30 protein-coding genes and 1 tRNA gene are annotated in these 24,997 nt (G+C 55.6%); 20 read left to right on the top strand and 11 right to left on the bottom strand.

Going from position 1 to position 24,997, the window contains the following annotated elements; translation table 11 throughout:
• The gene (locus IT763_RS01410) at positions 1 to 465 is read left to right on the top strand and encodes a hypothetical protein (protein ID WP_164053966.1); all 465 of its coding nucleotides are present in this window, start codon (positions 1 to 3) and stop codon (positions 463 to 465) included.
• A 74-nt stretch (positions 466 to 539) separates the two neighbouring features.
• Here IT763_RS01410 and IT763_RS01415 read toward each other — a convergent pair whose 3' ends face one another.
• Positions 540 to 1,295, bottom strand: a complete 756-nt coding sequence (locus tag IT763_RS01415) for a winged helix-turn-helix domain-containing protein (RefSeq protein WP_197817679.1) — start codon at positions 1,293 to 1,295, stop codon at positions 540 to 542.
• Between the two features lie 430 nt (positions 1,296 to 1,725).
• Between IT763_RS01415 and IT763_RS01420 the strand changes: the two genes are divergently transcribed.
• The 11 genes from IT763_RS01420 to IT763_RS01470 all read left to right on the top strand — a co-directional run bounded on the left by IT763_RS01420 (position 1,726) and on the right by IT763_RS01470 (position 11,091).
• Complete coding sequence (locus IT763_RS01420) at positions 1,726 to 2,268, top strand: fimbrial protein (RefSeq protein ID WP_206195096.1); 543 nt, start codon at positions 1,726 to 1,728, stop codon at positions 2,266 to 2,268.
• 94 nt (positions 2,269 to 2,362) lie between these two features.
• A complete protein-coding gene (locus IT763_RS01425; protein WP_049299760.1) occupies positions 2,363 to 2,908 on the top strand; it encodes a fimbrial protein in 546 nt (181 codons plus the stop codon).
• A 46-nt stretch (positions 2,909 to 2,954) separates the two neighbouring features.
• Positions 2,955 to 5,480: an outer membrane usher protein gene (locus tag IT763_RS01430; RefSeq protein WP_206195097.1), complete on the top strand. Its 2,526-nt coding sequence runs from the start codon at positions 2,955 to 2,957 to the stop codon at positions 5,478 to 5,480.
• A 40-nt stretch (positions 5,481 to 5,520) separates the two neighbouring features.
• Positions 5,521 to 6,279: a fimbria/pilus periplasmic chaperone gene (locus IT763_RS01435; RefSeq protein ID WP_151254724.1), complete on the top strand. Its 759-nt coding sequence runs from the start codon at positions 5,521 to 5,523 to the stop codon at positions 6,277 to 6,279.
• A 36-nt stretch (positions 6,280 to 6,315) separates the two neighbouring features.
• Positions 6,316 to 6,978 carry a fimbrial protein gene (locus tag IT763_RS01440; RefSeq protein ID WP_049299757.1) on the top strand — a complete coding sequence of 221 codons (663 nt, stop codon included), beginning with the start codon at positions 6,316 to 6,318 and terminating at the stop codon, positions 6,976 to 6,978.
• Positions 6,979 to 6,991: 13 nt separating this feature from the next.
• Positions 6,992 to 7,501, top strand: coding sequence for a fimbrial protein (locus tag IT763_RS01445; RefSeq protein ID WP_065426406.1), 510 nt, complete (start codon positions 6,992 to 6,994; stop codon positions 7,499 to 7,501).
• An 11-nt stretch (positions 7,502 to 7,512) separates the two neighbouring features.
• Positions 7,513 to 7,998, top strand: a complete 486-nt coding sequence (locus IT763_RS01450; RefSeq protein ID WP_161801396.1) for a fimbrial protein — start codon at positions 7,513 to 7,515, stop codon at positions 7,996 to 7,998.
• Positions 7,999 to 8,052: 54 nt separating this feature from the next.
• Positions 8,053 to 8,577: a fimbrial protein gene (locus IT763_RS01455; protein WP_053090359.1), complete on the top strand. Its 525-nt coding sequence runs from the start codon at positions 8,053 to 8,055 to the stop codon at positions 8,575 to 8,577.
• A gap of 125 nt (positions 8,578 to 8,702) precedes the next feature.
• Positions 8,703 to 9,521 (top strand): hypothetical protein, encoded by an 819-nt coding sequence (locus tag IT763_RS01460; RefSeq protein ID WP_206195098.1) that lies wholly within the window; start codon positions 8,703 to 8,705, stop codon positions 9,519 to 9,521.
• A 240-nt stretch (positions 9,522 to 9,761) separates the two neighbouring features.
• Complete coding sequence (locus IT763_RS01465; RefSeq protein ID WP_049299755.1) at positions 9,762 to 10,292, top strand: LuxR family transcriptional regulator; 531 nt, start codon at positions 9,762 to 9,764, stop codon at positions 10,290 to 10,292.
• A 511-nt stretch (positions 10,293 to 10,803) separates the two neighbouring features.
• Positions 10,804 to 11,091, top strand: coding sequence for a hypothetical protein (locus IT763_RS01470; protein WP_049299754.1), 288 nt, complete (start codon positions 10,804 to 10,806; stop codon positions 11,089 to 11,091).
• Positions 11,092 to 11,467: 376 nt separating this feature from the next.
• On the opposite strand, the gene IT763_RS01475 is transcribed toward IT763_RS01470, so the two are convergent.
• The 6 genes from IT763_RS01475 to aspA all read right to left on the bottom strand — a co-directional run bounded on the left by IT763_RS01475 (position 11,468) and on the right by aspA (position 17,309).
• Positions 11,468 to 11,543, bottom strand: a tRNA-Phe gene (locus IT763_RS01475).
• A 160-nt stretch (positions 11,544 to 11,703) separates the two neighbouring features.
• Positions 11,704 to 12,279 (bottom strand): transcriptional regulator, encoded by a 576-nt coding sequence (locus tag IT763_RS01480; protein WP_143779099.1) that lies wholly within the window; start codon positions 12,277 to 12,279, stop codon positions 11,704 to 11,706.
• A gap of 39 nt (positions 12,280 to 12,318) precedes the next feature.
• Positions 12,319 to 14,037, bottom strand: a complete 1,719-nt coding sequence (locus IT763_RS01485) for a protein-disulfide reductase DsbD (protein WP_164053124.1) — start codon at positions 14,035 to 14,037, stop codon at positions 12,319 to 12,321.
• Complete coding sequence (gene cutA, locus IT763_RS01490) at positions 14,013 to 14,336, bottom strand: divalent cation tolerance protein CutA (protein ID WP_206195099.1); 324 nt, start codon at positions 14,334 to 14,336, stop codon at positions 14,013 to 14,015. Before cutA ends, IT763_RS01485 begins: the two co-directional genes overlap by 25 nt.
• Before the next feature lie 109 nt (positions 14,337 to 14,445).
• On the bottom strand, positions 14,446 to 15,747 hold the full coding sequence (locus tag IT763_RS01495; protein WP_118892531.1) for an anaerobic C4-dicarboxylate transporter: 1,302 nt from the start codon (positions 15,745 to 15,747) through the stop codon (positions 14,446 to 14,448).
• A gap of 125 nt (positions 15,748 to 15,872) precedes the next feature.
• Positions 15,873 to 17,309 carry an aspartate ammonia-lyase gene (aspA, locus tag IT763_RS01500; RefSeq protein ID WP_004929659.1) on the bottom strand — a complete coding sequence of 479 codons (1,437 nt, stop codon included), beginning with the start codon at positions 17,307 to 17,309 and terminating at the stop codon, positions 15,873 to 15,875.
• 367 nt (positions 17,310 to 17,676) lie between these two features.
• On the opposite strand from aspA, the gene IT763_RS01505 reads away from it, so the two are divergent.
• From IT763_RS01505 to IT763_RS01520, 4 genes are all read left to right on the top strand, one after another.
• Positions 17,677 to 18,165, top strand: a complete 489-nt coding sequence (locus IT763_RS01505) for an FxsA family protein (RefSeq protein ID WP_004929660.1) — start codon at positions 17,677 to 17,679, stop codon at positions 18,163 to 18,165.
• Positions 18,166 to 18,354: 189 nt separating this feature from the next.
• Positions 18,355 to 18,648, top strand: coding sequence for a co-chaperone GroES (locus tag IT763_RS01510; protein ID WP_004929661.1), 294 nt, complete (start codon positions 18,355 to 18,357; stop codon positions 18,646 to 18,648).
• Between the two features lie 44 nt (positions 18,649 to 18,692).
• The gene (gene groL, locus IT763_RS01515; RefSeq protein ID WP_206195100.1) at positions 18,693 to 20,339 is read left to right on the top strand and encodes a chaperonin GroEL; all 1,647 of its coding nucleotides are present in this window, start codon (positions 18,693 to 18,695) and stop codon (positions 20,337 to 20,339) included.
• A gap of 244 nt (positions 20,340 to 20,583) precedes the next feature.
• On the top strand, positions 20,584 to 20,928 hold the full coding sequence (locus IT763_RS01520) for a DUF4156 domain-containing protein (protein ID WP_025305007.1): 345 nt from the start codon (positions 20,584 to 20,586) through the stop codon (positions 20,926 to 20,928).
• 88 nt (positions 20,929 to 21,016) lie between these two features.
• Here IT763_RS01520 and epmB read toward each other — a convergent pair whose 3' ends face one another.
• On the bottom strand, positions 21,017 to 22,045 hold the full coding sequence (gene epmB, locus IT763_RS01525; protein ID WP_028127561.1) for an EF-P beta-lysylation protein EpmB: 1,029 nt from the start codon (positions 22,043 to 22,045) through the stop codon (positions 21,017 to 21,019).
• A gap of 42 nt (positions 22,046 to 22,087) precedes the next feature.
• Here epmB and efp point away from each other — a divergent pair, with 42 nt between their 5' ends.
• From efp to sugE, 4 genes are all read left to right on the top strand, one after another.
• Entirely contained in the window at positions 22,088 to 22,654 is a 567-nt protein-coding gene (efp, locus tag IT763_RS01530) for an elongation factor P (protein ID WP_004929666.1), read from the top strand.
• Positions 22,655 to 22,724: 70 nt separating this feature from the next.
• Complete coding sequence (locus tag IT763_RS01535) at positions 22,725 to 22,856, top strand: entericidin A/B family lipoprotein (RefSeq protein WP_004929667.1); 132 nt, start codon at positions 22,725 to 22,727, stop codon at positions 22,854 to 22,856.
• Between the two features lie 120 nt (positions 22,857 to 22,976).
• On the top strand, positions 22,977 to 23,108 hold the full coding sequence (locus tag IT763_RS01540) for an entericidin A/B family lipoprotein (RefSeq protein WP_004929668.1): 132 nt from the start codon (positions 22,977 to 22,979) through the stop codon (positions 23,106 to 23,108).
• 192 nt (positions 23,109 to 23,300) lie between these two features.
• Positions 23,301 to 23,618 carry a quaternary ammonium compound efflux SMR transporter SugE gene (gene sugE / locus IT763_RS01545; RefSeq protein WP_004929669.1) on the top strand — a complete coding sequence of 106 codons (318 nt, stop codon included), beginning with the start codon at positions 23,301 to 23,303 and terminating at the stop codon, positions 23,616 to 23,618.
• Here the strand turns inward: sugE and blc are convergent.
• The 3 genes from blc to frdC all read right to left on the bottom strand — a co-directional run bounded on the left by blc (position 23,612) and on the right by frdC (position 24,994).
• Entirely contained in the window at positions 23,612 to 24,145 is a 534-nt protein-coding gene (blc, locus tag IT763_RS01550; RefSeq protein WP_033638927.1) for an outer membrane lipoprotein Blc, read from the bottom strand. The genes sugE and blc overlap by 7 nt on opposite strands.
• A gap of 84 nt (positions 24,146 to 24,229) precedes the next feature.
• Positions 24,230 to 24,589 carry a fumarate reductase subunit FrdD gene (frdD, locus tag IT763_RS01555; RefSeq protein WP_004929672.1) on the bottom strand — a complete coding sequence of 120 codons (360 nt, stop codon included), beginning with the start codon at positions 24,587 to 24,589 and terminating at the stop codon, positions 24,230 to 24,232.
• Positions 24,590 to 24,601: 12 nt separating this feature from the next.
• The gene (gene frdC, locus IT763_RS01560) at positions 24,602 to 24,994 is read right to left on the bottom strand and encodes a fumarate reductase subunit FrdC (RefSeq protein ID WP_025305010.1); all 393 of its coding nucleotides are present in this window, start codon (positions 24,992 to 24,994) and stop codon (positions 24,602 to 24,604) included.
• Positions 24,995 to 24,997: the final 3 nt, after the last annotated feature.

Genomic DNA, 24,997 nt, shown 5'->3' on the forward strand with positions numbered 1-24,997 from the left:
ATGAAACGATATGGTTACGCGATTGTGGCATTACTGGCTATGGGCTGCTGCGCTATCGCCGGTTACTTTTTATTTTTCAAACCGCAAATCCCGGAGTGCCGGGCGGTTGAACACGTGACTGACAACATTGCCGGCCGCAGCGTTGAACGCATTGTTCTGATAAACGTGATTCCTGATGGCCCGCGGCGCATTAACATATTGTTGAACGGCAGAGTCTATGACGGTAAGGATCACTATGTAGTCTCGCGCACTCTGGTTATGGATTATCGGCGGCAGGGCAATAACTATACGCTGTGGGTGAAGGAAAATATCAAGAAACCGCATGACTCGATAAGGCTTGAGGATTTTAATCGGCGGTTGCCGGTGAAGGGAATGCAACTACACTGGCGCATTGAACGGCTAGATACCCAGCGCTTTCTGTTCGCAGATAATCATGCACCGCTATTTGTGTGTACCACCTCTTAAGAAAACCCCCCTTGGCTAAACCAAGGGGGCTGAATATTACCTGGCCTGGTGGGATAACGCTTGCAATATCAACGCTAGTTTTTATCGATATAATTATAAATGCACGGGCTGTCGCCTTCCCGTGGGCAGAAGGTCAGTAACTCGGTGTCTTTCTGTGAAGTTTCGTCGCGGATGTTGTCGTAGTAATACACGTCTGCTTTACTTCGGCAGTTAAAACCGGCGCGCTGGATAAACTGCCTGATTTGAGGCAGGTTGCCGCTGCCTGAACTCATGCTGTAAATCTGGCAACGCTGGTAATCGCCTAAAGGATACATGCTGATGCGGGTGGCATTCTGATAAAGCACGATAGCGGCAAACGGCACCAGGCAGGCAAAGAACGCCATGGCCAGATGCCTGAATGAGCGCGTGGCGCTATTATTTTTCTCAGTTAAATCTATCGGATTACCCAATGCAGCATCCTCTGCAAGATTATTTATATCTCTCTTTTCTCCTCCTTTACTATTTATTTCTTGAATGATATCAGCGGTAAATTTAAAGCCCTGCCGTGGATAGGTGACAATCAGCGTTTCTTCACCGAACTGCGCCAGCGACTTACGTAGTCCTGAAACATAGTTATTCAGGTTGTTGTTCGAAGCTTTAAGGCCATGTTCAACCCAGACATCATTAAGCAGTCTTTCACGCATTAACAATACATTATTGTTACGGATGAACAGTGATAACAGCCTGGCACTGGGTCTAAGTAAGACTATTTTTGTCGCCGCATTATCAATATGCGACAGCGTATTCTCTACTTCATCATAGAGAACGTTGTTATTTATATGGAAAATCATTTTTTCAACCTGTCAACTTACCTGTCGAGAGATGATTCTGAGACCTGCCTGTCTTTTTTTCAATCCTTCGTAATATTGGTCAATAGGATTTTTCCCTGTCTTTGTATAATTATCGTAATTAGACCTTATGTTTACAAGTATTAAAAAATAATTAGCCTTATTTAATTTCTATTTTTTGGTATTTAAATCTATTTAATGTGTGTTTTTCATGTATAAATCATGTGTTTTTGTCTTTTTGCGATATAACGTTTTATTTTTGATCTGGGCGGGGTAAATTTGTTGCCACTGATACGGAACGCTGAAAGGCAGGTATCAGCGAAAGAATCTGCGCCCAATAATAAAGCGGCGCGTTAAACATCAAGAGTGAATTGTTGATCTAATTGACGTCAATGAGTACCTCTTTCTTACTAAGGAATGTAAGGGATTTAATATGAAACTGAACAAAATCATGATGGCAGCAGTATTGGCTTTCGGCGTAACTTCTGTGGCTCACGCAACGGATCAGGGCCACGGTACCGTGACCTTTAAAGGCGCGATCATTGACGCTCCTTGTTCCATTACCCCAGAAACCGTAGACCAGACCGTTAACCTGGGCCAGGTTTCTAACGTGGCGCTGAAAGACGGCGGCCAGTCTACGCCTAAGAACTTCGTGATTAAGCTGGAAAACTGTGAGCTGACGGATACCTCGCCTGGTAAAAACAATACCGTTTCTATCAAATTTACCGGTGCTTCTTCGGTAGAGGACGACAAACTGCTGGGCATTACCGGTACCGCTAAAGGCGCCGGCATCGCCATCACCGACGGTTCCGGTAAGCTGATTGAACTGGGTAAAGCAACAGCGGCGCAAACCTTGCAGAACGGCAACAACACCCTGAACTTCTCTGCCTATCTGCAGGGCAGTAAGGCTTCTACCGCTGTCATCACCCCGGGCGACTTCCAGTCCGTGGCTGACTTCACCCTGGCTTACCAGTAAGCCCGGCTGTTTTCCTTAATTTAGCATGCGGGCTTGCCCGCATGCTTTTCAGGAATACCCGGAGACGGAAAAGTTTGTGAATAGGGAATATTCTATGAGCCATTTTCATGCAAAATTAATGCTTCCTTGCATATTAGCCTCATTGCTAATGGCAAATGACTCTCAGGCCGCTTATTCCTCTCAGGGATGGGGGCGAGTCAATATGCAAGGAGCCATTATTGATACCGCCTGCGCCATCGCCACTGAAAGTCAAGAACAGGTGATCGAGATGGAGACGGTACCGGTCGCGGATATCGTTCGGGATGGGAAAGGAATATCCAAGGGTTTTTCTATTGAGTTAACTAACTGTGTATTGTCTCGTACTGAAAAAAAACTAAGTGACTGGCAACACTTTCAAATGACATTTGATGGTGACAATGATGATGGGTTATTCGGCGTTGACGGTGAAGCGAAGGGTGTTGGTCTGCAGATAGCCGATGCTTACGGAAATGTTGCCAGGCCCGGTAGTCCGTTGCCCACTGGAGAAATAGAGCCGGGAAGTATGCGTCTTAATTATGAGATGCGTTTGGTAGCCAATAAAAAAACGCTGCGGCCGGGAGCTTATTACTCTGCGATTCGATTCAAAGTTGACTACTACTGAGGCTGAGCTCTGCCGATAAACACTATTAAATAACAGGGTCGTGGATATGTTTTTTTCTCCTGCATGGAAGCTGTTTCGTCCTCATGCGCTAAGTGTTGGTATATTTCTGGCGTTAGCGCATTTGACGCCAAAGGCAGAAGCTGAGGACGGCATTCAGTTTAATACCGATATTTTGGACGTAAACGATAGAAAAAATATCGACCTGAGCCAGTTTTCACGCAGCGGCTATATTATGCCGGGCGCCTATGCCATGGTGATTCATCTTAATAACAATGAATTGCCGGAACAGAGCGTCAGTTTTTATCCGCCGGATGACGATGCTCAGGGCAGCCAGGCCTGTATTTCGCCGGCGCTGGTGGAACAGCTGGCGCTGAAACCGGATGCGTCGAAAGAATTGCGTTGGTGGCATCAGGATGAGTGTCTGGATATCGCCAGCCTGAAGGGCATGGAGGCGCGCGGCGATTTAGCCACGGCGGCGCTGTATTTGAGCATTCCGCAGGCCTATCTGGAATATTCATCGCCAGACTGGGATCCGCCGTCGCGCTGGGATGAGGGCATTCCGGGCCTGCTGTTTGACTATAACGTTAACGGCCAGACTCAGCGCCAGGAGCGGAGCGGCGGGCAGAGCAACAGCCTGAGCGGCAACGGCACCGCCGGCGCCAATTTCGGCGCCTGGCGATTGCGCGCCGACTGGCAGGGGCAGCTCAATCACCAAACCGGTAGCGGGCAGGGTACCGATCAGCGGCTGGACTGGAGCCGTTACTATGCCTACCGCGCACTGCCGGCGCTGCGTTCGCGGTTGACGCTGGGGGAGGATTACCTCAACTCCGGTCTGTTCGACAGCTTCCGCTTCACCGGTGTCAGCCTGGTGTCTGACGACAACATGCTGCCGCCGAATCTGCGCGGCTATGCGCCGGAAGTGGTCGGGGTGGCGAAAACCAACGCCAAAGTCACCATCAGCCAGCAGGGGCGGGTGATATATGAGACTCAAGTGGCGGCGGGGCCGTTCCGCATCCAGGACATCAGCGAGGCGGTCTCCGGCGAGCTGGACGTGAAGGTGGAAGAGCAGGACGGCAGCGTGCAGGCGTTCAAGATGAACACCGCCAGCATCCCGTACCTGACGCGCCCTGGCTCCTGGCGCTTCAAAATGGCTGCGGGCAAGCCTTCGGACTGGCAGCAACGCAGCAATGGGCCGCTGTTTGGCACCGGCGAGTTTTCCTGGGGGGTGAGCAACGGTTGGTCGCTGTACGGCGGCGGTCTGTTCGGCGGCGACTACAACGCGGCTTCGCTGGGTATCGGCCGCGATCTGATGGCGCTGGGGGCGCTGTCGCTCGACGCTACCCAGTCGCGGGCGCGGTTGCCGCAGCAGGACGGCACGCTGAGCGGCGGCTCATACCGCCTGAGCTATTCGAAGACCTTTGACGAGACCGACAGCCAGGTGACGTTCGCCGGCTACCGCTTCTCGGAGCAGGACTTTATGAGCATGAGCGAATATCTGGACGCCCGCTACTCCGGTGGCCGGGTGGGCAACAACAAGGAGATGTACACCATCACCTTTAACCAGCAGTTCCGGGATATCGGCCTGAGCCTGTATCTGAACTATGACCACCAGACCTATTGGGATCGGCCGGCCAACGATCGCTACAACCTGACGCTGTCGCGCTATTTCGATATCGGCCGGTTTAAAAACCTGAGCCTGTCATTGACCGGTTATCGCAATAAGTATGAAAACACCAACGATGACGGCATGCATCTGTCGCTGTCGATGCCGTGGGGGCAGGGGGGCAACCTGAGCTACAACGCCTCGGCAAACCGCAACGACAGCAGCCAACGGGTGGGATATTACGACAGGTTGGATGAGCACAGCAACTACCAGCTGAGCGTCGGCAGTGCCAGGAATGGCGCCAATCTGAGCGGCTATTACAACCGTGAGGGCGATATGGCCCAGTTGAGCGCCAACGCCAGCTATCAGCAGGGCAGTTACAGCGCGCTGGGCTTCAGCGCCCAGGGCGGTGCCACCCTGACCGCAGAGGGCGGCGCGCTGCACCGTATCGGCATGCCGGGCAGTACCCGGCTATTGCTGGATACCGGCGGCGTGGCTGAGGTGCCGGTGCGTGGCTATGGCAGTACGGTTGACACTAACCGCTGGGGCAAGGCGGTGGTGACGGACGTTAACAGCTACTACCGCAACAAGGCCAGCATCGATCTGAACCAACTGGGGGATAACGCAGAGGCCACCAAATCGGTAGTGCAGGCGACCCTGACCGAAGGCGCGATCGGCTACCGCAAGTTTGACGTGATCGCCGGGGAGAAGGCGATGGCGGTTATCCGCCTGGCGGACGGCAGCACGCCGCCGTTCGGCGCTACGGTGATGAACGCCAACAAGCAGGATACAGGGATAGTGAACGACGGCGGCAGCGTCTACCTGAGTGGCATCCGACCAGGTGAAAGCATGACGGTGCACTGGAACGGCGCGGCGCAGTGCGCCATCAGCCTGCCGCAAACCTTGCCGGCCGACATGATGAGTAACTTGCTGCTGCCGTGCCGGGCGTTACCGGCCAATGAGCCATAAGCGCGAACACCCTATTTGAATCTGTAAGAGTGATAAACGTATGAAAAAGAACTTTACCATGAATAAACCGAATCTGATGACCATCGCACTGTTGGGCGCGTTGCTGGCGCCGCAGGTGCAGGCCGCTATCGCGCTGGATCGCACCCGGGTGATCTTCGACGGTAGCGAAAAATCCGTCAGCCTAAACATCAGCAACCAGAATAAGCAGTTGCCGTACCTGGCGCAGGGCTGGCTGGAAGACGAGCAGGGCAACAAAATCCAGAGCCCGTTGGCGGTGCTGCCGCCGGTGCAGCGCGTCGAGCCAGGCAAGCCGAGCCAGGTGAAAATCCAGGCGCTGCCGGCGGCCAAACAACTGCCGCAGGACAGAGAGTCATTGTACTACTTCAACCTGCGCGAGATCCCGCCGAAGAGTGACAAGCCGAACACGCTGCAGATTGCGTTGCAGACGCGTATCAAGCTGTTCTATCGCCCGGCGGCGATTGCGCCGAAGCAGAATGCCGCGCCCTGGCAGGAACAGCTGACGCTGACCAAGCAGGGCGACAAGTACGTGGTGAATAACCCGACGCCTTACTACGTAACTATCGTGGACGCGGGCGCCAAAAAGGGCATAGCGGGTGTGAAAGACTTTGAACCGCTGATGGTGCCGCCGAAGGGCAGTGCGGCATTGGGTGCCAGCGCCGCCGCATTGGGCGCCGGTCCGGTGCTGACTTACATCAACGACTACGGTGGCCGGCCGCAACTGACGTTCAACTGCAGTAGCGCCACTTGCCAGGTAGTACCGGAAAAGAGCAAGTCGTAATGCTATCGGCTGCGGCGGGGAATCGGGAGGAATAAGATGCAATGGATGAGCAACAAACTGAAAAAACACCTGCCGGAGCGCCAGGATTTGCGCTATTACGGGTCCCTGGGCGGGTTGGCGCTGATGGTGCCGCTGACTTTAGGCGCCATGCTGTGGCTAATGCCGGCCGCGCAAGGGCAAGTCGCGGACAACTGGTACACCGACGGCGCCAATGGCGTATTGCAGGTGCGCGGAGCGTTAACGGAGAGCGCCTGTCGGCTGGAGATGGAAAGTGCGTGGCAAGACATCAGCCTGGGGGAGATCGGCACTGGGCGTCTGCAGAATATCGGTGACCGTGGCGCGCCGGTAGCCTTTGAGTTACAGCTGAAAGACTGCTTGCGCAGCCTGGCCGGTAGCCGGGATTCACGCACCGGCGCCTTAACCTGGGCCGAAAATCAGCCGGCGGTAACGGTGGCTTTCCGCGCGGTGCAGGATGCGGACAATCCGCGACTGGTTAAGGTGCAGGGCGTTGCCGGCCTGGGGTTGCGTCTTGAAGACGGCCGTGGTCAGGACGTGCGGCTGGGCGGCCGCGGCGAGCCGCTGCTATTGACGCCGGGGCAGAATACCTTGAGCTATAGCGTGGTGCCGGAGCGCACGGCGGCCCCTCTGGCGGCCGGAGCCTATCGCGCCACGGTGGATTTTAGCCTGAGCTATGATTGAGGAATCAAGGAACATGACGCATAAATTTAAGGCCGGTTGTTTCACCTCTTGGCGTAATGCGGCGATGTTTCTCCTTTGTGTGGGGATATCGCCACTGACCGGCGCGACCACCGTGACGGTCAGCGTTACGGTGCAGGTACCGCCGCCTTGTGTGATCAACGGCAATCGCACCATCGAAGTGGACTTCGGCGAGATCCTGACGGTTAGCGTGAATGGCAGCAATTATAAGAAAAAAGTGGATTATACACTGGAGTGTTCAGGCAGTAAGTCCAATGCTTTGCAGATGAAGATCCAGGGTAATGCGACCTCCTTTGATCCCACTGCGTTGCAGACTAACATCAGTGACTTCGGCGTGGCGTTACACGCCGATGGGCAGCCGCTTAATATTAATAGTTGGCTGAAGTTCACCTATTCGGATAATCAAACGCCATTATTAGAGGCGGTACCGGTAAAAAAAACGGGTAAGACGTTGCCCGGCGGCGCCTTTACTGCCGGCGCCACTCTGCTGGTGGCTTATCAATGAGGAAGGCGGCGATGAAAAAGCTTGGCATGGTTTGCCTTATCCTGTTGGGTATCACAGCTCAAGGGGCGACGGCGGACAACATGAGTTTTAAGGGAACACTGCGAGAGGATGTGCCCTGCGAGTTCAACGGCGGGCAGCCGATAAACGTCAATTTTGAGACGGTTGGTGTCAATAAAATAGATGGCGAGCGCTACAAAAAGTCATTTGCTGTTGATATAACCTGCCCCTCGGGTTTCGACGTTCCCTTTAAAATCAGCTACGTCGGTAATCCGAGTGATTTCGATGCCTCAGCGCTGGCGACCAATATTAACGGGTTGGGGATTAAGGCACAGTACCAGGTTAATAATGGATTCTCCGATCTTGCTGTCGGTGGCTATATGGGCGGTGTTGGCAGCGTTAAGCGTCATGTGAAAGTGGTGCCGGTTAAGAGCCCCAATGCGGTTTTAACGCCGGGTATGTTTAATGCGAATGCCTCGCTTCGTCTTGAATATTATTAAATCGAATTCACGGTGAATAATAAAAGACATCCATACTATTAACCAGGAGATGGGATGAAAAAGACTTTGCTGCCGCTGGCATTATTGTGTATTAGCCATGCCTGCTGGAGCGCGGCGCCCACGTTAGCCGTCAACTATAGCGGCGAACTGGTAGCGGAGCCCTGCGTTATTGCTCCCGGGGAAGAAAATATTGAGCTGGATTTTGGCACGGTGATCGATAAATATCTCTATCTCAACCAACGCACGCCAGGGAAAGAGTTTGTTCTGCAACTAATGGAATGCGATCTCAGCCTTGGCGAAACGGTAAGCGTCTCTTTCAGCGGCACGGAAAGTGCTGCACTGCCGGGGCTGCTGGCCATCAATAGCGGTGGCGCGAGCGGAATTGCTATTGGTCTGGAAAATACTGCCGGAGAATTGTTGCCCCTGAATAAACTTACCGGTAAGCAGCGGTTGCAGGCGGGAAGCAACAGAATCACGCTTAAAGCCTATGTGCGTGGTGAGCCTGAGGCGATAAAAAATAATACTATCAGCAGAGGCGTTTTTAGCGCTGTGGCAACGTTTTTACTGCACTATGATTGAAATCTATTGTAAGGGTGAAAGTTTATTATTTTAATGTTAGATAATTCGTCATTGGCTGATAACCTTATTCCCGGTTAGTTATTGAAAAGTAAGTAAGGAAAAAAGATGGGTGGTATTATATTGAGTTGCCTGAAACGGGTGGTTTTTTTTCTTCAATTATGTCGATGTTGGTATTTATGCCTGCTGCATATTCTTCTCCTTGGGAGATAGAACCAGAAATTGAACCAGCGATATCAGGCTTTTGGAAGATAAGAGCCAAGATAACGTCATGGGATATTTATAACACGACACCTAATCCACTTTACAATTGTGAAGGTAACGCCTGTTATGTTTATATTATCCATCGTAGTATCTGGGGACTTTCAACTCCCCCTCAGATGTCTATATATGTGCCCGAAGCTCGGGGGATTAAAACGCTAGGGGAGTTGGGCGATTATCTCAGACGACGAGGTGATCTTAATTGGACATATGTCCATAATTTAATGGGTGGTGGGACCTATATGTCATGTGTCTTTCTTGGATATCCTAATCAGGGCCAGGGAGGTTCTGCTTATATTCCGATGCCAGGAGGTAAAGATTTTTGTCAGGTTAAAGTCAGCCCAAATTACTGCGACGTTTATATGCCGAACGCGGAATTGCGGCATGGTTCACTCAGTTCGGATAAGGTCAACGGGAATATCGCCAGAACTTCATTATATGTGCGATGCACCGGTAATCTTCAAGCGCGGCTCATGTCGGCAGACCATTCCAGCAACATTTTTTTCAAAGGGGTTGGCGGTTTTCGCAGCGAGCTGAAATTAGACGGCACTGGTTTAGGTGAGGGGAAAGTTGTTAACGTTACACCCGCGGGCGTGTCATTGACCTTAACCTCTACGCTGGCAGGTTATGACGGCAGTATCGGTACATTCCGGGGGTCAAAAACTATAATAATTGTTTTACCATAGTTGATATTCTTCTTATTTCAGATGAGAGGAATTCTGTGGTTGTTTAAAAAATTAGATTAATAAATATATTCGTGATGGATATGTTTTAGGCATTTTTTAAAACGGGGTTTGTGCTTTTTATAATGATGGGATATAACCATTCATTTCCATTGTCACATTTCTAGAATAAAAACTGCTTGAGTAATCGATGTTCTCCATAGCCGCGTATCCATAGGATGGATGTTAACCGGGGTGATAAGAATGAATAGTATTAATATCGTTATCGACGATGAGAACCGTTATTTCGCTGAAGGCCTGCGGCTCAGCATTGAAAAATATGCGAAGAAAAACAATAAAACCGTCTGCTTTTTACCTCCGGGTGTTGTTGAGCCGCCTGATATGGTGCTTGCTTCCTCTCGGCGGCGCGCCCAGCGTTGGGGGAGATGCGCACCGCAGGTGATCACCGTTAAAGAAAGACCCATTTTAAAGGTGAAAGATGTAGCACGTGTGCTGTATCGCACGGACGATCAGATCAAGCTGTTTGAGTTGCTGAATGAGGCATTGTCTGGTTCTGTCTCTGTGCTTACCAAACGTCAGCCACTGACTCAGCGCGAACGGCAGGTCGTGAACTATCTCCGCTGCGGGTTCGATCAGTCGCAAACCGCCAGGCTGTTAGGCGTCAGCGTAAAAACCGTGCACAGCCATAAACGATCGGTCATGAGCAAGTTGATGTTAAACCGGAATCATGAGTTTATTTATTGGCTATTGTCCGAAGAGGGAGAATATTCTTAACCTTGATGAGGGATATTCTAATTCTTATTTTTTGTTATTCTGACTTCTCATGTTATTTTCAATTTTAATGAAATAGCTATGTGTTTTTAAATATATTAATGGCGTGAACATTAAATTTTAAAAGATAGTTCACAAGCACGTCGCACAGGTTGTGAAAGAAAATACTACAGGTTTATTAATGGCTATTTATCGATGAGCGGGGGTTAACCCTGCTTTTTTTGGCTCATAACGCGCTATGGCTTATGAGTTATGAAAAACTATTTATCAAGTGAATATTATATTTTGTGTGGTGCCGAGATGTACCCAGGGAAGGTAAAGTGGATCTTTTTTATCTGGCGATTTTTTTGTTTTTTCTGAGTTTATATGCGTTTTTCAAACACGATCAGCGCATGAAGAAAAGGCGATTGGCGATAGGTGGAAGAGGGCATTAGCCGCAACAGGAAACCGGTACAGGGTCTGCCGCACAGAGAAATAAATACAAACGGGTAATTCAATAAACAAGGAGAAGGACATGATGAGAAAAAAAATCGCATTACTGGGTTGCACACTGCTGATGTGTTCGCAGCTGGCTCAGGCCAAGCTGGTGATTGAAGGCGGTCTCAATGGCAATACCGGCAGCGGCGGCGGAACTTCCGTTGACGTGAGCATTAACGGCAGCACTAACGGCAACAACGGCACCGGTGTAAACGTTGGCGGTTCGCAAAAGCCAGATTCTAGCGCCAGCCAACTGCAAAAAGACATTTACGCGTCAATTTGCGCCAGCCCGTTTATGAAGAAATACGCTTCGATTTGCCAGTGAGCACCTCGGTGAAAGAAAAGCAAAAACCCAGCCATAGGCTGGGTTCTCTAAATAGGGGGCCCGGACTCGGACAACCGGCGCTGGCGCCGCGTTGAACAGCGCTTTAGCGCTGGCCCGCAGGGTGAGGCCTTTGGCCGAATAATCGAACGCAGTTCGATGGAGAGTCCGTACTCCAGAAAGCGAAAAACCCAGCCATAGGCGGGTTTTTCTGAATAGGGTGCCCGGACTCGGACAACCGGCGCTGGCGCCGCGTTGAACAGCGCTTTAGCGCTGGCCTGCAGGGTGAGGCCCTTGGCCGAATAATCGAACGCAGTTCGATGGAGAGTCCGTATCCCAGAAAGCGAAAAACCCAGCCATAGGCTGGGTTCTCTAAATATGGTGCCCGGACTCGGAATCGAACCAAGGACACGGGGATTTTCAATCCCCTGCTCTACCGACTGAGCTATCCGGGCAACGGGCAGCATTAAACCGTATTGGCCGAAAGCCGTCAACGGCTTTATGCGTGAAAGACGCTAAAATGCCTCCGGTTGCTGGCTTTTCAGGCAAAGGGCGCAAAAAATGCGCCTGTTGGGGCTATCGCCTCGGGTTGGCGGCTTCACCAACCCTGCCGATTCAGCTCAGCGCCCCGTTACGGCGGCATTGCGCCACCTGCAAGATGTCTTCCGCCAGCCGTTTGGCGACCGATACGTCATGGAGCTGGCGTTTTACCAGCAGTTTGCTCAGGCAGCCTTCCTGAATCAGCTCCATTTGCTGCGCCACCATGTCGGCGTCGTCGGCATCCATGTCGCGCAGCAGTTCGCGGGTCAGCTCCAGCGAGGTCAGCTTTTGCTGCTCCGCCAGCTGGTGGATCGGGTGGTCCGTTTCCGGGAAGAAGCTGCAGGCGGCGATAAACAGGCAGCCGGGATAGCGGTCTTGCTGCACGTATTCCGCCAGCACGTCATAGCGCGCCAGCAGCTTTTGCTGCGGGCTCAGATTTTCGTCCAGCAGCAGCTGGCGGCGCCAGGTGTCGATCTGTTGGCCGTGGTAGCGCAGGCAGTCGTACAGCAGCGCTTCGCGATCCGGCCAGAACCGTTTGAGATCGCCGGGCTGAACGTCGAGTTTTTCCGCCAGCATCTCTAATGTGGCGGTCGCCAGGCCCTGTTGTTCCAACAGGCCCAGCGCGGTATCAAGGACGTGTTCACGTTGCACTTGTGCTTCCTCCCATTCACTTCCGATCTTCAGTGTCAGTTATCGCATCACTTTCTGCAAATGCGCGTTGAAGGCTTCCGCCTTCATAAAACCGGTGACCCGCTGCGCCGTCAGTTCCTGGCCCGCCGGATCGAAGAACAGGATCGTCGGCAGCCCCAGCACCTGCAGATGCTTCAGCAGCGCCGCCTGTTCCGCGCTGTTGGCGGTCACATCCGCCTGCAGCAGCACCGCGTTGGCCAGGCTCGCCTGCACCGCCGCATCGCTGAAGGTGTATTTCTCGAATTCTTTACAGGCTACGCACCAGTCGGCGTACAGATCCAGCATCACCGGCTTGCCGCGCGCCTGTTGCAGCGCCAGATCGAGCTGTTCGACGTTGTTGATGCGGGTAAAGGCCAGGTGTGGCTGAGCGGCCTGCTGCGCCTGGTCGGCGCCGAAAGCCCAGTCCTGCAGCGGCCGTGCGGCGATCACCGCCGCCGCCAGCAGCAGCAGTTGCAGGGCGCGCGCCCAGCCGCGCGCGCTTCTCAGGCTCAGGGCGAAGGCCCAACCGAAGAACGCCAGGCCGAGCAGGCTCCACAAACGCATGCCCCACAGATCGTCGATCACTCGCTCCAGCAGGAACACCGGCAGCGCCAGAATGACGAAGCCGAAGGCCTCTTTCACGTACTGCATCCACGGGCCGCTGCGCGGCAGCAGGCGGTTGCCGAACAGGGTGACGATCACCAGCGGAATGCCCATCCCCAGCGCGTACAGGTATAGCGTGCCGCCGCCGGCCCACAGATTGCCGCTCTGGGCGATATACAGCAGGATGGCGCTGAGCGGCGCGGTGGTGCAGGGCGAGCAAATCAGCCCGGCCAGGGCGCCCATCAGGAACACGCCGGTCAGCGAGCCGCCGCGCTGGGTGTTGCTCCAGTTAGCCAGCCGGGTTTGCAGTGCGGAAGGCAGCTGCAGGGAATAGAGGCCGAACATCGACAGGGCCAGGGCGATGAACAGCACCGACAGGCCGATCAAGACATAAGGATGTTGCAGCGCCGCCTGGAACTGCAGGCCGGCGGCGGCCACCACCAACCCGAGCAGGGTATAGGTCAGCGCCATGCCCTGCACGTAAACCACCGCCAGCGCCAGAATGCGGCCGCTGCTTTGTGGCCGGTCACGGCCGAGGATGATGCCGGAGATCAGCGGGTACATCGGCAGCACGCACGGCGTGAAGGCGATGCCGATGCCGATCAGCAGCGCCCACAGCGGCGAAAACGGCAGGCTGGCCGGTGCGGCGGGCGCTTCAGCCGGTGCAGCGGCCGGGAGCGGGGCGGCAGCGTTTGCGCTGACGGCATCCAGCGGGATCACCCGGGTTTCCGGCGGATAGCAGAAACCGGCCTCGGCGCAGCCCTGATAGGTGACGCTGAGGCTGGCGTTGGCCGCCGCCTGTTGCAGAGGCACCTGCAGATTAAGCTGCTGCTTGAAGATGGCGACTTCGCCGAAGAACTCGTCCTTGTGGCTCAATCCTTCCGGCAGGGTAAAGGCGCCAAGCGTCGCCTGCTGGGGCACCAGTTTGATCTGCTGACGATACAGATAATAGCCGGGGCGGATCTGCCAGTTCAGCGTTACCTGGTTGCCTTGCTGTTTGAAATCGAAAGCGAAGGCCCGATCGACGGGCACGAACTGGCTGCCGCCCGTCGGTGCGAACAGCGAAGCCTGCGCCGCCTGCGGCAGGAAGAACAGGCTGCACAGCAGCAAAATCAGTTTAATGAAGCGTTGATCCATGACAGGTAGTCTTTATCTCCGGCCATCACCGGCAATACCAGCAGCTCGGGCTTCTGGTAGGGGTGATGTTGTTTCAGGGTGTCGAGCAGGGCCTGCTGACGGCGGCGATCGCTTTTGAACAGCATCTGCACCTCGTATTCCTGTTCCAGTTTCCCTTCCCAGTAATACAGCGAGGTGGCGCCGGGCAGCAGCGTGGCGCAGGCCGCCAGCTTATCGCCCAGGACCCGCGCCGCCAGTTCCTGGGCGCTGGCTTCATCGGGTGCGGTACAGAGTATGACGACAGCTTCGCAATCAGACATCTTCAGCCCTCTCATCGGTTCGAATGGGCACTATACCCTGAAGGCGGATTGGCTAGAAGGTGAGTTTATCGCCAAAAGGAAAACCGGGGCCGCAGCCCCGGTCGAAGCGTTACAGCATGACGCTGCCGAGCAGGAAGCCGAATACCACAGCGAAGATCACGCCCATGGTGCCGGGAATGAAGAACGGATGGTTGAACACGAAGCGGCCGATGCGCGTGGTGCCGGTATCGTCCATCTGCACCGCGGCGACCAGCGTCGGGTAGGTCGGCAGGATGAACAGGCCGGAAACGGCGGCGAAGGAGGCGACGGCGGTCAGCGGCGACACGTTCAGCGCCAGCGCCATCGGCATCAGCGCCTTGGCGGTGGCGGCCTGCGAGTACAGCAGCGCCGAGCAGAAGAAGAAAATCACCGCCAGCAGCCACGGGTGTGCTTGAATGACGCTGCCGGCCGTCTCTTTGATCCAATCGATGTTGGCCTGGACGAAAGTATCGCCCAGCCAGGCGACGCCGAGGATACAGATACAGGCGCTCATGCCGGCCTTAAAGGTGCTGGAGTTCAGCACCATGTCGGTGTCGACGCGGCACAGCAGGGTGGTCAGCGTGGCAACGCTCAGCATGATGATCAGAATGGCGTTGGTGGTGTTCATCAGCGGCTTGGCCACCAGGCCCAGGCCCGGGCTGTTGATGATGGCGTAGGCCACCACGCACAGTACGCCCAGCAGGAACAGCAGCACCGAGGCTTTGGCGCGCGGTTTGATCGCCAGCGCGTTGTTGCCGCGCAGGGTGATCAGGCCCTCTTCCAGGCGTTTCAGGTAGACCGGATCGTTAGACAGCTTGGAGTCGAACAGCCAGGTCACCAGCAGCGACATCACCAGCACGGCGCAGAAGGTGGACGGGATCACCACCATCAGCAGGTGCAGGTAGCTGACGCCGTGGCCTTCCATCACCGAAGACATGTACACCACCGCGGCGGAGATTGGCGAGGCGGTGATGGCGATCTGGGCGGAGACCACGGCGGTCGACAGCGGCCGGCAAGGTTTGATGCCCTGTTCCTTCGCCACCTCGGCGATCACCGGCAGCGCCGAGAGCGAGATGTTGCCGGTGCCGGCGAAGATGGTCAGGAAGTAGGTGACGATAGGGGCGAGAATGGTGATATGTTTGGGGTTCTTGCGCAGCAGCTTTTCGGTCTGCTGCACCAGGTAGTCCATCCCCCCGGCGACCTGCATGGCGGAGATCGCCGCGATCACCGCCATGATGATGGAAATCACGTCGAAAGGAATGCTGCCCGGCTTGACGCCGATCAGCGCCAGGACCAGAACGCCCAATCCCCCCGCGAACCCGATACCGATACCGCCCAACCTGGCCCCTAAAAAGATGGCCAGCAGAACGATAACCAATTCTACGGCTAGCATAGTGTTTACTCCTTAAAATGAGAGAAATTGAAAATCAAACGTTAAAATTTTGTGGGCGCCTAAAAGTAAAAAGGCACGCTATCCAGAGGATTTAGCGTGCCTTTCAGGGCTACCGGGTAGGTCTGTTATTGTTCATTTTCATCCGTATAGCGTTTGGCTTTATAGGCCGGGTGCATCAGGTTCTCCACGGAGAAGATGTCATCCAGCTCGGCTTCGGTCAGCAGGCCGCGTTCCAGCACCACTTCGCGCACGCTCTTGCCGGTTTCGGCGCAGATCTTCCCGACGATGTCACCGTTATGGTGGCCGATGAACGGGTTCAGATAGGTGACGATACCGATCGAGTTGAAGACGTAGTGTTCGCAGACTTCTTTATTCGCGGTGATGCCGTTAATGCATTTTTCCAGCAGGTTGTAACAGGCGTTGGTCAGGATGTGGATCGACTCGAACATCGCCTGGCCGATCACCGGCTCCATCACGTTCAACTGCAGCTGGCCCGCTTCGGCCGCCATGGTAACGCAAGTGTCGTTGCCAATCACCTTGAAACACACCTGATTGACCACTTCCGGCACCACCGGGTTCACTTTGGCCGGCATGATGGACGATCCCGCCTGCAGCTCCGGCAGGTTGATTTCGTTCAGGCCGGCGCGCGGGCCGGAGGAGAGCAGGCGCAGGTCGTTGCAGATTTTGGACAGTTTCACCGCCAGGCGTTTGAGCGCGCTGTGCACCATCACGTAGGCGCCGCAGTCGGAGGTGGCCTCGATCAGGTCTTCCGCCGGCACCACCGGCAGGCCGCTGACTTCCGCCAGTTTTTGCACCGCCAGCGGCTGATAGCCTTCCGGGGTGTTGAGCGCGGTGCCGATGGCGGTGGCGCCCAGGTTCACTTCCAGCAGCAGCTCCGCGGTGCGGTGCAGGTTGCGGGTCTCTTCGTTCAGCAGCACGCTGAAGGCGTGGAATTCCTGGCCGAGGGTCATCGGCACCGCGTCCTGCAGCTGGGTGCGGCCCATTTTCAGGATGGTTTCGAACTCTTTCGCTTTGCGATCGAAGCCTTCGCGCAGCTGGTTGATGGCGTCGATCAGTTTCTGGTTGGAGGCGTACACCGCGATGCGGAACCCGGTCGGGTAGGCGTCGTTGGTGGACTGGCACTTATTGAGGTGATCGTTCGGATTCAGGTACTGGTATTCGCCTTTTTGGTGGCCCATCAGCTCCAGGCCAATGTTCGCCAGCACTTCGTTGGTATTCATGTTCAGCGAGGTGCCCGCGCCGCCCTGGAATACGTCTACCGGGAACTGATCCATGCACTTGCCTTTATCCAGCACCTCGTCGCAGGCCTGGATGATCACGTCGGCGATTTTGCGCGGAATGGTTTTGAGTTCTTTGTTGGCCATCGCCGCGGCCTTTTTCACCATCACCATGCCGCGAACGAACTCGGGAACATCGCTGATTTTGCTGTTGCTGATGTAGAAGTTTTCAATCGCACGCAGAGTGTGAACTCCGTAGTAAGCGTCTGCGGGGACTTCACGTGTTCCTAACAGGTCTTCTTCGATACGAATGTTGTTTGACATGAGAACCTTCTCTATGTGTTGCTGCCGAATTAATAATTTGTCAGGTCAAGGCTAAAGGGCACAGCCTAAATTAATATTGCCGAAGGCTTGGGGCGTGAAACGATTAACCAAATCGCCCGTTGCTGCCCAGATCATATGCTGGTTGATAAGAAATGACTGAATCCAGATCACCTTATGGTGTTTAAGGATATGCCCTTTTCCGGTTCTGTGACTTCTTTCACGTTTGTGAACTTTAGCAATAAAAACCGGCTCTCGGTTGAAATGGTGGGGGGATGCCCTCATTGTAATGGTGTCGGCCGTTTACGGCCTCTTTTTTCGCGCCGTCGCCCCGTGGCGGCCGCGCTTTACCTACCGATAGGAGAACCAGGTGCGCTGGTTACCGCTACTGCTGATATTTCTGCTGGCTTACATAGAAATATCCATCTTTATCAAAGTCGCCGCCGTGCTCGGCGTGGCTGTCACCTTGTTGCTGGTGGTGTTCAGCTCCTGCGTCGGCATTTCGCTGGTGCGCAATCAGGGCATGAAAACCTTCGTGCAGATGCAGCAAAAACTGGCGGCCGGCGAAAGCCCGGCGGCGGAAATGGTGAAAAGTGTTTCGCTGGTGCTGGCGGGCTTCCTGCTGCTGATTCCGGGCTTCTTCACCGACTTCCTCGGCCTGCTGCTGCTGCTGCCGCCGGTGCAAAAATCGCTGACGCTGAAGCTGATGCCGCATCTGTCGGTGTATCGCCCCGGCGGTTGGACGGGCGGCGACGCCGCCAACGGCAACACCTTTGACGGCGAATTCCAGCGCAAGGACGACGAGCGCCCGGTGCTGGAACACCGCCCGGACGAGGATCGCAAACCTCACGATCGTTAAGCAAACGCGGCCCAGGCCGCGTTTTTCATCTCTGCGGCACTCGCCGAACCAAAAATGCGAAATTTTTTTCGTTAGCCCCCTTGAAGGGGGCTGGAACGCCCCCATCTCAAATGCCACGAGGCCGGTAATAACAACCATCCGGTGTACAACCCTAAATCTGATAGAGACCTTCTTACAGGAGAGCGTTCAATGAGTATTCGTCCATTGCATGACCGCGTTATCGTCAAGCGCAAAGAAGTTGAATCAAAATCTGCTGGCGGCATCGTCCTGACTGGCTCTGCTGCGGGTAAATCCACTCGCGGTGAAGTGGTTGCAGTGGGTAAAGGGCGTGTGCTGGAAAACGGCAACATCCAACCGCTGGATGTGAAAGTTGGCGATATCGTGATTTTCAACGACGGCTACGGCGTGAAAGCAGAGAAGATCGACAATGAAGAAGTGTTGATCATGTCCGAAAGCGACATTCTGGCAATTGTTGAAGCGTAATTGCGCTTTATCTTCTGAACTGAACGAGTTGAAGGGAAATACCAATGGCAGCTAAAGACGTAAAATTCGGCAATGACGCTCGCGTGAAAATGCTCCGCGGCGTGAATGTTCTCGCTGATGCAGTAAAAGTGACCCTGGGCCCGAAAGGCCGCAACGTAGTGCTGGATAAATCTTTCGGCGCACCAACCATCACCAAAGACGGCGTTTCCGTTGCGCGTGAAATCGAGCTGGAAGACAAGTTCGAGAACATGGGCGCACAGATGGTGAAAGAAGTGGCCTCCAAAGCGAACGACGCGGCGGGCGACGGCACCACCACGGCAACCGTACTGGCTCAATCCATCATCACCGAAGGCCTGAAAGCGGTTGCTGCCGGCATGAACCCGATGGATCTGAAGCGCGGCATCGACAAAGCGGTTGTCGCTGCGGTTGAAGAACTGAAAAAACTGTCCGTACCTTGCTCCGATTCCAAAGCTATCGCTCAGGTGGGCACCATCTCCGCCAACTCCGACGAAACCGTGGGTAAACTGATCGCGGAAGCGATGGAGAAAGTGGGCAAAGAAGGCGTTATCACCGTTGAAGAAGGCACCGGCCTGCAAGACGAGCTGGACGTGGTTGAAGGTATGCAGTTCGACCGCGGTTACCTGTCCCCATACTTCATCAACAAGCCGGAAACCGGTTCTGTTGAGCTGGAAAGCCCGTTCATCCTGCTGGCTGACAAGAAGATCTCCAACATCCGCGAAATGCTGCCGGTGCTGGAAGCCGTTGCCAAAGCAGGCAAACCGCTGCTGATCATCGCTGAAGACGTTGAAGGTGAAGCGCTGGCGACCCTGGTGGTCAACACCATGCGCGGCATCGTGAAAGTGGCTGTCGTTAAGGCGCCTGGCTTCGGCGACCGTCGTAAAGCCATGCTGCAGGACATCGCGACCCTGACTGCCGGTACCGTTATCTCTGAAGAGATCGGTCTGGAGCTGGAAAAAGCCACCCTGGAAGACCTGGGTCAGGCGAAACGCGTTGTCATCAACAAAGACACCACCATCATCATCGATGGCGTGGGCGACGAAGCGACCATCCAGGGCCGCGTTGCTCAGATCCGTCAGCAGATCGAAGAAGCGACCTCTGACTACGATCGTGAAAAACTGCAGGAGCGCGTAGCGAAACTGGCCGGCGGCGTTGCCGTTATCAAGGTTGGCGCAGCGACTGAAGTTGAAATGAAAGAGAAGAAAGCCCGCGTTGAAGACGCCCTGCACGCAACCCGCGCTGCAGTGGAAGAAGGCGTGGTTGCCGGCGGCGGCGTCGCGCTGATCCGCGTTGCAGGCAAAATCGCCGCGCTGAAAGGCGACAACGAAGACCAGAACGTGGGTATCAAAGTTGCGCTGCGCGCAATGGAAGCCCCTCTGCGTCAGATCGTGGTCAACGCCGGTGAAGAAGCTTCCGTTATCGCCAACCAGGTGAAAGCGGGCGAAGGCAGCTACGGCTACAACGCTTACTCTGAAGAATACGGCGACATGATCGCGATGGGTATCCTGGATCCAACCAAAGTGACCCGTTCTGCACTGCAGTACGCGGCTTCCGTGGCTGGCCTGATGATCACCACCGAATGCATGGTCACCGACCTGCCGAAGGCTGACGCACCGGATCTGGGCGCAGCAGGCGGCATGGGTGGCATGGGCGGTATGGGCGGCATGATGTAATCATCCCCCACACGCTTGTGTGCTGAGAACCCCGGTCAAGTGACCGGGGTTTTTTTATGCCTGAGCGCCGCCGCACTGTATTTGATGATATTTTTGCCGCCGGAGGCGATTTAACTGGTAAACTGGTAAGTCATCAGCTGTCGCTCAAGACGTTGGCCCGCTAGCCGTGGCAACGGATGCTTAAGAGATGGCATCGCTTTCTGATAAGCTTTTGCGTAATTCTCAACATCGAATGGGGAACAAGATGCGGATTAAAGCCTTACTGGGTCTTTCGGCAGCGATGCTGCTGGCGGGTTGCAGCACCACTCATGAACTGACCGCTGCGGGTCAGCAGATCAAGTTCACCGACAGCAAGCCGGCGGCGGAATGCCAGCTGCTGGGGGAAGTGACCGGCACCCAGAGCAACTGGCTGTCCGGCAACGGCGGTGAGGGCAGCTCCATGCGCGGTGCGGCCAACGATCTGCGCAACAAGGCGGCGGCGATGGGCGGCAACGTCATTTACGGCGCCAACAGCCCAAGCCAGAACCTGCTCTCCAGCTTCGCGCCGCTGGACAGCAAAATGGTCGGCCAGGTTTACAAGTGCCCGTAAGGCGCTGAGGCCAAACGCCGCACAGAGATAAAAAAAGAGGAATGCCACGGCATTCCTCTTTTCGTTCCATCGGGCCATGTGGCGCGCGTCATTCCTGCATCAGGCGCAGGTCGATCGGCGTTTTGCTCGGTTCGCCGCCCACTTCACGCGTCAGGCGCGGCACCAGATAACCGGACACCTTGCTCAGCAGCGCCTGCATGATGACGCGCGCTTCATCGTCGCTGACCATGAAGTGCGCCGCGCCCTGCACCTTGTCCAGCACGTGGATATAGTAGGGCAGGATGCCGGCGTCGAACAGCGCGTTGCTGAGCGCCGCCAGCGTGTCGGCATCGTCGTTGACGTCGCGCAGCAACACGCTCTGGTTGAGCAGCGTGACGCCGGCGAGGCGCAGCTGGGCCATGGCGCTCCGCAGCTCGCGGTCGATTTCGTTGGCGTGGTTGATGTGTGTGACCATCAGCACCTGCAGGCGCGAGGCTGACAGCAGGCGGCACAACGCCGGCGTAATGCGCGCCGGGATCACCACCGGCAGACGGGTGTGAATGCGCAGGCGTTTCAGGTGCGGGATGGCCTCCAGTTCGCCGACCAGCCACTCCAACTCGCTGTCTTTGGCCATCAGCGGATCGCCGCCGGAAAAAATGATCTCGTCGAGTTCCGGGTGTTGGCGGATATAATCCAGCGCCTGCCGCCAGTTGTTCTTGTTGCCCTGATTATCCTGATAGGGGAAGTGGCGGCGGAAGCAGTAACGGCAGTTGACCGCACAGCCGCCTTTGACCAGCAGCAGCGCGCGATTGCGGTATTTGTGCAGCAGGCCCGGCACCACGCTGCGCTGCTCATCGAGCGGATCGGTGGTGAACCCTGGGGCGTTGATGAACTCTTCTCTGGCGGTCAGCACCTGGCGCAGCAGCGGGTCGTTGGCATCGCCGGGGCGCATGCGCGCAGCGAAGGCGCGCGGCACGCGCAGGGCAAACAGCCGGCGGGCATCTCGCCCCTGCGGCAGTTCCGGGTGCGTATTCAGTGACAAAAGCTGCAGTAATTCATCGGGATCGGTAATAACATCGGCGAGTTGATGCAACCAATCTTCTCTATGTGCCGTACTTTGGGTTATAATGTGTGCCATTTTTTTGGCTAAGCTACCAGTTCAAATATTCAGAGGGCCATCATGGCGACTTATTCTAGCAACGATTTCCGTCCGGGTCTTAAAATCATGTTCGAGGGCGAACCTTACGCCGTCGAAGCCAGTGAGTTCGTTAAGCCGGGCAAAGGCCAGGCGTTTGCACGCGTGAAAATGCGTCGTCTGCTGACCGGCACCCGCGTGGAAAAAACCTTCAAGTCTACCGATTCTTGCGAAGGCGCAGACGTGATGGACACCAACATGAACTACCTGTACAGCGACGGTGAGTTCTACCACTTCATGCACCCTGAGTCTTTCGAACAGCATCAGGTTGACGGCAAAACCGTCGGTGACGCGGCCAAATGGCTGCAGGATAACGCAGAGTGCATCATCACCCTGTGGGATGGCCGTCCAATCGCCGTTCAGCCGCCGAACTTCATCGAAGCGGAAATCACCGATACCGATCCTGGCCTGAAAGGCGATACCGCAGGGACTGGCGGCAAGCCGGCGACCCTGAGCACCGGCGCCGTGGTAAAAGTGCCGTTGTTCGTCCAGATCGGCGAAGTGATCAAAGTTGACACTCGCTCTGGCGAATACGTCTCTCGCGTTAAATAAGTTTCAAAACAGAGGAACCCTGGCGGTTCCTCTGTTTTACCCCATCCCCGTTCGTTGGCAGAAAATCCGCATGTTCAAGAAAACGTTGTTGGCCGTGCTCTCCCTGTTGTTCCTTTTCTCCCTCAGCAGTTGCAATACGTTTCGCGGTTTCGGCGAAGACGTTCAGCATCTCGGCGGCGCCATTTCGCGCACGGCCAGCTGACCCGGCCCTTAACCCGATGTATTCGCGCCACAAAGCCGGTGGCGATTCCACTCTCTGCGCCAATTTTGACTACGCTTAGAAAGCCGTACTTTTTCATCAACGACAAATAAGGACTTTCTTATGCTGAAGAAAAGTATTATCGCGATCTTCTCTTTGATGATTTTGAGCTCGCTGACCGCCTGCAATACCACCCGCGGCGTGGGTGAAGACATTCAGGCCGGCGGCAAGGCTATTCAGCGCAGCGCGGAATAATCCGCATTCCACCCGGCGGCGTTCCCGCTGCGGAGGGCCGCCGCATTTCCACCTCTTGCTTGCGCGTTAACGCTGCTGCTATCCTGCCGCAGTGCGGGTGAGGTTGCCCGCCATTCATCACTCAGCTGAACGGGACGACCCGTTTACGCGTCATTTTATCGGGGACGACCCCAGTGGTAGGGAGGCCGTCTCATGGCCTGGATTATTTTGCTTATCGCCGGTTTGCTCGAAGTGGTTTGGGCTATCGGTCTGAAATACACCCACGGTTTTACCCGGCTGACGCCGAGCATCATCACCATCGCCGCAATGGTGGTCAGCATGTTGCTGTTGGCCAACGCCATGAAAACGCTGCCCGCCGGCACCGCCTACGCGGTGTGGACCGGCATCGGCGCGGTGGGCGCGGCCATCATGGGCATGGTGCTGTTGGGGGAATCGACCAATATTGCGCGCATCATCAGCCTGTGCCTGATCGTGGTCGGCATACTCGGGCTGAAGTTCAGCAGTCACTGATCGGCGGACTGCTGCACCCAGATCAGCGCATCGGTGGCGAAACCGTAGCCCTTGGCTGTCTGCAATAAACGGTCGCGTACGCTGGCGTCAAGCGTCGGCGTGCGCGACAGGATCCACAGATAGTCGCGGTTAGGGCCGCAAACCAGCGCGTAGCGATATTCTGGATCCAGGGCTATCACGTTGTAGCCGCCATAGAAGGGGCCGAAGAACGACACTTTCAGCGCCGCGACCTGCGGTGAACCGATAAAGTAGGCTTTGCCTTCGCTTTCTTGCCATTGCTGTTTTTGCGCATTGAAGCCGCGATTGATGACTTTCAGTCCGCCGTCGGCGCGCGGGCCGTAATGGGCGGTCACCTGCTGCAAACCGCGTTCAAAACGATGATCCAGACGAGCGATCTCATACCAGGTGCCGAGATAGCGCTGGCTGTCGAAAGGGGTCACGACCTTGATGTCTTTAGGCGGGGAGACGCTGCAGGCCACGGAGAGCAGGGCGGAAAGCATGACGCTAAGCTTTGACCATAAACGCATCGGTGACTCCTGTTTACCGGGGGCGAGTAGACAGTGTAGCCGATGAGAAAAGGGCGGCCAACGGGCGTTGGCCACCTGAGCGGTTTACAGAGTGACGACGCCGATGACGGTGACGACGCTGAGGATTGCTGCCAGACCGTAGAACACCCACTTGCCGGCCGGCACGTGGATCTTCAGATCGTGCATCGCATGGTGGATGCGGTGCAGGCCGCACCACAGCGGCAGAATGATCATCAGCAGCAGGAACAGGCGGCCGATCAGGCTCTGGCAGAACGCCAGCACGCGCTCGTAACCCAGCGCTTCACCGGGGAACAGCCCCAGCGGCAGCAGAATGCCGACCAGCAGCACGATAGCCGGCGCGACGATCGCGCCCCACATGCCGCCGGCGCCGAACAATCCCCAGAAAACCGGCTCGTCGGAGCGTTTAGGTGCTTGATTTATCATGTTTCCTCCGGATTAGAACAGGGCCACGGCCAGAATGACCACGCTGACGACGATCGTGACGGCCCACAGCCCTTTCACGATGGGGCCCGGTCCCATTTTCTCGCTGTTGACCACGATATTGGCGGCCTTCGGCGCCAGATCGAACCAGGTTTTGGTGTGCAGCGCCGCCGCCAGCAGGGCGACGACGTTGATTAACAGCACCAGCGGGTTCTGTAAGAAGCCGACGAAGCCGGCCCAGCTCTCGGCGCCGCCCTTCAGCGCGAACACGCCGTAGAGCAGCACGATGCTGAACCAGACCGCCAGCACCGAGGTGCCTTCACGCAGCATGTAGAAACGGTAGAAGCCGAGCTTTTGCCACCAGGTGGGCGTCATGGTGCGCACATAGGGCTTACGTTGAGTTGTCATGGC

The sequence above is a fragment of the Serratia sp. CMO1 genome (assembly GCF_015689115.1).
GTDB classification, from domain to species: Bacteria; Pseudomonadota; Gammaproteobacteria; order Enterobacterales; family Enterobacteriaceae; genus Serratia; species Serratia marcescens.

Coding starts and splice junctions, on each gene's coding strand:
- IT763_RS01410 (WP_164053966.1), top strand. CDS start 1: ATGAAACGATATGGTTACGCGATTGTGGCATTACTGGCTATGGGCTGC.
- IT763_RS01415 (WP_197817679.1), bottom strand. CDS start 1,295: ATGATTTTCCATATAAATAACAACGTTCTCTATGATGAAGTAGAGAAT.
- IT763_RS01420 (WP_206195096.1), top strand. CDS start 1,726: ATGAAACTGAACAAAATCATGATGGCAGCAGTATTGGCTTTCGGCGTA.
- IT763_RS01425 (WP_049299760.1), top strand. CDS start 2,363: ATGAGCCATTTTCATGCAAAATTAATGCTTCCTTGCATATTAGCCTCA.
- IT763_RS01430 (WP_206195097.1), top strand. CDS start 2,955: ATGTTTTTTTCTCCTGCATGGAAGCTGTTTCGTCCTCATGCGCTAAGT.
- IT763_RS01435 (WP_151254724.1), top strand. CDS start 5,521: ATGAAAAAGAACTTTACCATGAATAAACCGAATCTGATGACCATCGCA.
- IT763_RS01440 (WP_049299757.1), top strand. CDS start 6,316: ATGCAATGGATGAGCAACAAACTGAAAAAACACCTGCCGGAGCGCCAG.
- IT763_RS01445 (WP_065426406.1), top strand. CDS start 6,992: ATGACGCATAAATTTAAGGCCGGTTGTTTCACCTCTTGGCGTAATGCG.
- IT763_RS01450 (WP_161801396.1), top strand. CDS start 7,513: ATGAAAAAGCTTGGCATGGTTTGCCTTATCCTGTTGGGTATCACAGCT.
- IT763_RS01455 (WP_053090359.1), top strand. CDS start 8,053: ATGAAAAAGACTTTGCTGCCGCTGGCATTATTGTGTATTAGCCATGCC.
- IT763_RS01465 (WP_049299755.1), top strand. CDS start 9,762: ATGAATAGTATTAATATCGTTATCGACGATGAGAACCGTTATTTCGCT.
- IT763_RS01470 (WP_049299754.1), top strand. CDS start 10,804: ATGATGAGAAAAAAAATCGCATTACTGGGTTGCACACTGCTGATGTGT.
- IT763_RS01485 (WP_164053124.1), bottom strand. CDS start 14,037: ATGGATCAACGCTTCATTAAACTGATTTTGCTGCTGTGCAGCCTGTTC.
- cutA (WP_206195099.1), bottom strand. CDS start 14,336: ATGTCTGATTGCGAAGCTGTCGTCATACTCTGTACCGCACCCGATGAA.
- IT763_RS01495 (WP_118892531.1), bottom strand. CDS start 15,747: ATGCTAGCCGTAGAATTGGTTATCGTTCTGCTGGCCATCTTTTTAGGG.
- aspA (WP_004929659.1), bottom strand. CDS start 17,309: ATGTCAAACAACATTCGTATCGAAGAAGACCTGTTAGGAACACGTGAA.
- IT763_RS01510 (WP_004929661.1), top strand. CDS start 18,355: ATGAGTATTCGTCCATTGCATGACCGCGTTATCGTCAAGCGCAAAGAA.
- groL (WP_206195100.1), top strand. CDS start 18,693: ATGGCAGCTAAAGACGTAAAATTCGGCAATGACGCTCGCGTGAAAATG.
- IT763_RS01520 (WP_025305007.1), top strand. CDS start 20,584: ATGCGGATTAAAGCCTTACTGGGTCTTTCGGCAGCGATGCTGCTGGCG.
- epmB (WP_028127561.1), bottom strand. CDS start 22,045: ATGGCACACATTATAACCCAAAGTACGGCACATAGAGAAGATTGGTTG.
- efp (WP_004929666.1), top strand. CDS start 22,088: ATGGCGACTTATTCTAGCAACGATTTCCGTCCGGGTCTTAAAATCATG.
- IT763_RS01535 (WP_004929667.1), top strand. CDS start 22,725: ATGTTCAAGAAAACGTTGTTGGCCGTGCTCTCCCTGTTGTTCCTTTTC.
- IT763_RS01540 (WP_004929668.1), top strand. CDS start 22,977: ATGCTGAAGAAAAGTATTATCGCGATCTTCTCTTTGATGATTTTGAGC.
- sugE (WP_004929669.1), top strand. CDS start 23,301: ATGGCCTGGATTATTTTGCTTATCGCCGGTTTGCTCGAAGTGGTTTGG.
- blc (WP_033638927.1), bottom strand. CDS start 24,145: ATGCGTTTATGGTCAAAGCTTAGCGTCATGCTTTCCGCCCTGCTCTCC.
- frdD (WP_004929672.1), bottom strand. CDS start 24,589: ATGATAAATCAAGCACCTAAACGCTCCGACGAGCCGGTTTTCTGGGGA.
- frdC (WP_025305010.1), bottom strand. CDS start 24,994: ATGACAACTCAACGTAAGCCCTATGTGCGCACCATGACGCCCACCTGG.